At 30.3% G+C, this 4,427-nt stretch carries 3 protein-coding genes; all 3 read right to left on the bottom strand.

Features of this window, described 5'->3' with window-relative positions:
* Positions 1 to 78: 78 nt before the first annotated feature.
* On the bottom strand, positions 79 to 1,581 hold the full coding sequence (locus tag Q3907_RS10485; protein WP_301898230.1) for a class I SAM-dependent DNA methyltransferase: 1,503 nt from the start codon (positions 1,579 to 1,581) through the stop codon (positions 79 to 81).
* Positions 1,581 to 2,636: a Fic family protein gene (locus Q3907_RS10490; protein ID WP_301898231.1), complete on the bottom strand. Its 1,056-nt coding sequence runs from the start codon at positions 2,634 to 2,636 to the stop codon at positions 1,581 to 1,583. Before Q3907_RS10490 ends, Q3907_RS10485 begins: the two co-directional genes overlap by 1 nt.
* Before the next feature lie 236 nt (positions 2,637 to 2,872).
* Positions 2,873 to 4,427 (bottom strand): HAMP domain-containing sensor histidine kinase (locus tag Q3907_RS10495; RefSeq protein WP_301898232.1); only part of this gene is annotated, 1,555 nt, incomplete at its 5' end.

A 4,427-nucleotide genomic window follows, 5' to 3' on the forward strand; every position in this document is an offset into this window, starting at 1 on the left:
TATTTTTGTTATATTTCCAACTTTTATTTTCATTCATCCCTACAAATCCGAATTTATCATTCAGATTCTTCCTCCTTTCTACCCTTTTAGAAGAACTTTAAGTTCTTCTAAATTTTTATCAATTTCTTTATTTAATTCTTCAATATCTGCAAGTATTTCACTTGTTGGTGGATATTCTACTTTTTCATACACAATTTCTTTATATTTATTGATTGAAAGATCGTAATTGTTATTTACAATTTCTTTTTTATCTACCAAGAAACTTTGTTCTGTTCTTTTTCGGTTTGCTTCTTTATCTAAATGATTAAATCTTTCGATAATATCTGGAATATCATTCTCTTTGATTGGAGATCTTTTATCATCTAATGAATATCCATCGGCTTTCATGTCATAAAACCAAACCTTGTCAGTTCCACCATGACCTGTTTTTGTAAAAATCAATATTCCTGTTGATACACCGGCATAAGGTTTGAATACACCGGAAGGCATTGAAATCACTGCCTCTAATCTATTGTCTTCAATAATTGCTTTTCTTATTTGTTTATGAGCGTTACTTGAGCCGAATAAGACACCGTCAGGAACGATACAAGCACATCTTCCACCAATCTTTAACATTCTTATAAACAAAGCCAGAAATAATAATTCTGTTTTCTTTGTCTTGGCTACTTTTAATAAGTTGGCAGATACTGAATCAGCATCTAATGAACCTTTAAATGGAGGGTTGGCAAGAATTAAAGAATATTTATCGGTATCTAGATTTTGATCCGATAAACTATCTCTATATTCGATGAACGGAGATTCTACGCCGTGTGTCATCATATTCATAGCACCAATACGAAGCATGGTTCTATCCATATCAAATCCATGGAACATATGATTCATATAATGCTCTCTATTTTCTTTGTTCATCAAAATATCATTGCGATATGTTTCTCTTAAATAATCACTTGCGCCAACTAAGAAACCACCTGTACCACATGCTGGATCACAAATTGTTTCTTTTGGAGATGGTTTCATCAGTTCAACCATCATATGAATAATGTGTCTTGGTGTTCTGAATTGGCCGTTTCTTCCAGCGGTAGAAATCTTAGACAATAAATATTCATATACATCTCCACGAATATCGATTTCTGTTGATTGTCCCATTAATACATAAATTTCATCTAATGAATCAACAACTTTAGATAATACCAAAGGCGTAGGCAATTTAAATATCGCATCATCCATATACTTTGAATATGCACTATTCTTATCAGAATGTAGATTCTTAATAAATGGGAATACCCATTCTTGGATTGTTTCATACATCTTATTTGCTGGAAAATCTCTAAATGTAGACCACTTTAATTGTTGACCATCAATTGTTCTTTCACCAATCTCAACTTTATCAGAAAAAATGCTCTTGAATGGCAAACCTAACATTGCGCATTCTTTCGCATTCTTATTATCCGTATCATCCAAATCATGGATAAACATCAAATAAGTAATTTGTTCAATTACTTCAAGAGGATTTGTTAATCCTCCTGCCGCAAACACATCCCATAAACTATCGATTTTGTTTTTTAATTCTCCTGTAATCATTATTCTTTCTCCTCATTCCATATGTATGAAGTATATCTTCCACCACTTAATTTAATAATTTCATTCTTTTTTAACAATTCAGTCAAAGTTCTTTGAACTGTAGTATCACTTATATCTGGACATTTTTCCATGATTTGGCTCTTTGTGATTTTGCCTATATGTTTTCTTATAACTTCACGAATTCTCTCAGGTTTATTCATTCCAGATTCAATCAATGTCTGAACTCGGCCAGAAAACTCTTTATATGCAGCGATAACTACTCCAAGATAGTATTCTACAAATGGTTCATAATCATTTTTGTTATCATGCCATTCATAAGAACTTGCTTGTAATTGCTCATAATATGTATCTTTTGATTTCTCAATCAGTTTTTCTATACTTATATATTTACCAACTATATATCCTGATTTATACAAAAGCAGTAAAGTAAGTAGTCTGCTCATTCTTCCATTTCCATCATTAAATGGGTGAATGCACAAAAAATCCAATATAAACATTGGCATTAATATCAATGGATCAATGTTATTATTTAATGCATCGTTGTATGCATTACACATGTTGAGCATAGCTTCTGGTGTAGCCCAAGCCTCAATAGGTTGAAACCTTATTTTTTGATTTCCGCTAGAATCAACTTCTGCGATTATATTATCTGTTGACTTAAATTTTCCTCCAAAACTCATTCCATTATACTTATATAAATCACCATGTAGTTGAAGAATGTAATTAGCGTTAATAGGGATGTATTCATAACTTTCATGAATTGTATTTAATACATCACGATAACCAGCTATCTCCTTTTCACTTCTACTTTTAGGCATTGTCTTATCCATAACAAGTTTTTTCAGACGATCATCTGTAGTGATAATTCCTTCAATTTTATTTGAAGCTTCAGTACTTTGGATTTTAGCTATCTCTAACAATTCAACTAGTTTATCCGAATTAGACTCAATAAATAAATTTTGTTCACCTTTATATTCATGAATAGAAGTCAAAAGAGAAACGATATTCGGAGTTAATAATCTTTTCCAACTTTCTTTATATTCAAATTGTCTCATCGTATCCTCCTTCAAAACTATTATAAATTCAATTTAGTCATTTTTCAATTCAATTTAGTCATTTTCTTAAAAATGACTAAATTGGTGTTCTTATGACGTAATTAAAAATGAACGCAAATTCGTTAAAAACAATGGCACCACTGTTGGCGGAGCAGAATAGATTTGTTGACTTTATAAAATGGGTCAACAAATCAAAATTTCATTTCTTCTATCAAAAAAATCAGTAAGAATCACTCTTACTGATGAATAGGGAAAGTTAATATAATAGTAAATAAGTCATTTGTTTCGTCTTGATAGAAAGTACCATGATGTAGTTCTATCATTTTTTTTACACTCTTTAAACCAATCCCATTACTCTCTACTTTATCTAAATGATGATTGATTGAATTGGTAAAACTCATTTTTAATCGATCTTCCTCAATTGTTGCTTGAATCACAATATCTTTCCAAGGATCACAATACTTTTGAATATTTGAAAATACATTATTTAATATTCTTTGAATCATCGCAAAATTCGCATCCATAGATAGAGAAGTCTGTAGAGGCTCATATAAAATGTGTAGATCCATTTCTCTTAAATACTGAATATGATCTACCAATGTATTGATGACTCTTTGAATGGGAATATTCGATAAATCCGAATTGTATTCTGTAGAAAAGACAAGAGAATACTCAAACATTTTATTTGAAAGATATGTGATTTCTTCAACTTTAGCTAAACACTTCTGAAGATATTGATCACGAAATTCAATATCATCCTTTTTTAAATTCATGATTTCAAGATACCCCTTTAACGTTGTTAATGGAGTTCTTAAATCATGAGATAAAGAAGAAATTAATTCTTTATTCGCAACACGAGCCTGTTGTTCATTGTCCATTGTTTGTAGAAAGGCAATGCGCATTTGATTCAAGTCCTGGGCTAAACGTCCAATCTCATCTCTATCACTTACTTTGATTTCGTGATTCCATTCACCGATTGCTAAAGTAAACACATCTTCCTGTAAACTTTGAATGGAATGAATTCGTTTATGGATAAAACTTTGTAGGATAATTAAATAAAAAGAGAAAGAAATCAAAAGCGAAAGAATAATATAAGGAATTTGGAATGGAATCATTGGAAAAGAAGTGATATATAAATAAACGGATTGGTTTTTAAACTGTATTGGATAATCATAATACAATGGGGCCTCCAAAACATCCAAATCATCAAAACTATATAACAACAAAAAATTATTGCTGCTTAATGGAGATTTGTCTGTAAAATAGATTCCATCCTGATCATATAATTCCACATACGCATGATTGAGTGCGTTTTCTTTTAATATATGATTGATGGCTTTTTTATTTTCTTTCGTTAGATCGAAATTTTGGAGTTGTTTTTCTAATTTCTTTACATAAGAAGAATAATCTTCCGATTGATAAAAAGTATCCATTAAAAACTCAAAGACAGCACTACGATTTAAATATAGAAATGAAAAAGAAGTTAATACCAACAATGTTGCACAAAGAAAAGAGAACATCATACGACTGGATAAAGAATAAAAGATGTTTTTCTTTGATCGAAGTGGTTTAAGATTTTTTGAAATCCAATAAAAAAGAATTGTGATAATAAGACTTAAAATACAGTCGAAAATACGATAAGAAGCATAATAATTTGTGAAAGATGGATACCACTCAATACAACTTGTTTTACTTGAACTCTTTATAAAAATATTATACTTTTGTGCATTTTTTAAAGGAGCACGGCCACAAAACGCAAGTATAGAATCGATGACTTTATCATCTGGTTTA

The organism is uncultured Holdemanella sp., assembly GCF_958348295.1.
Lineage (GTDB): Bacteria > Bacillota_I > Bacilli_A > Erysipelotrichales > Erysipelotrichaceae > Holdemanella.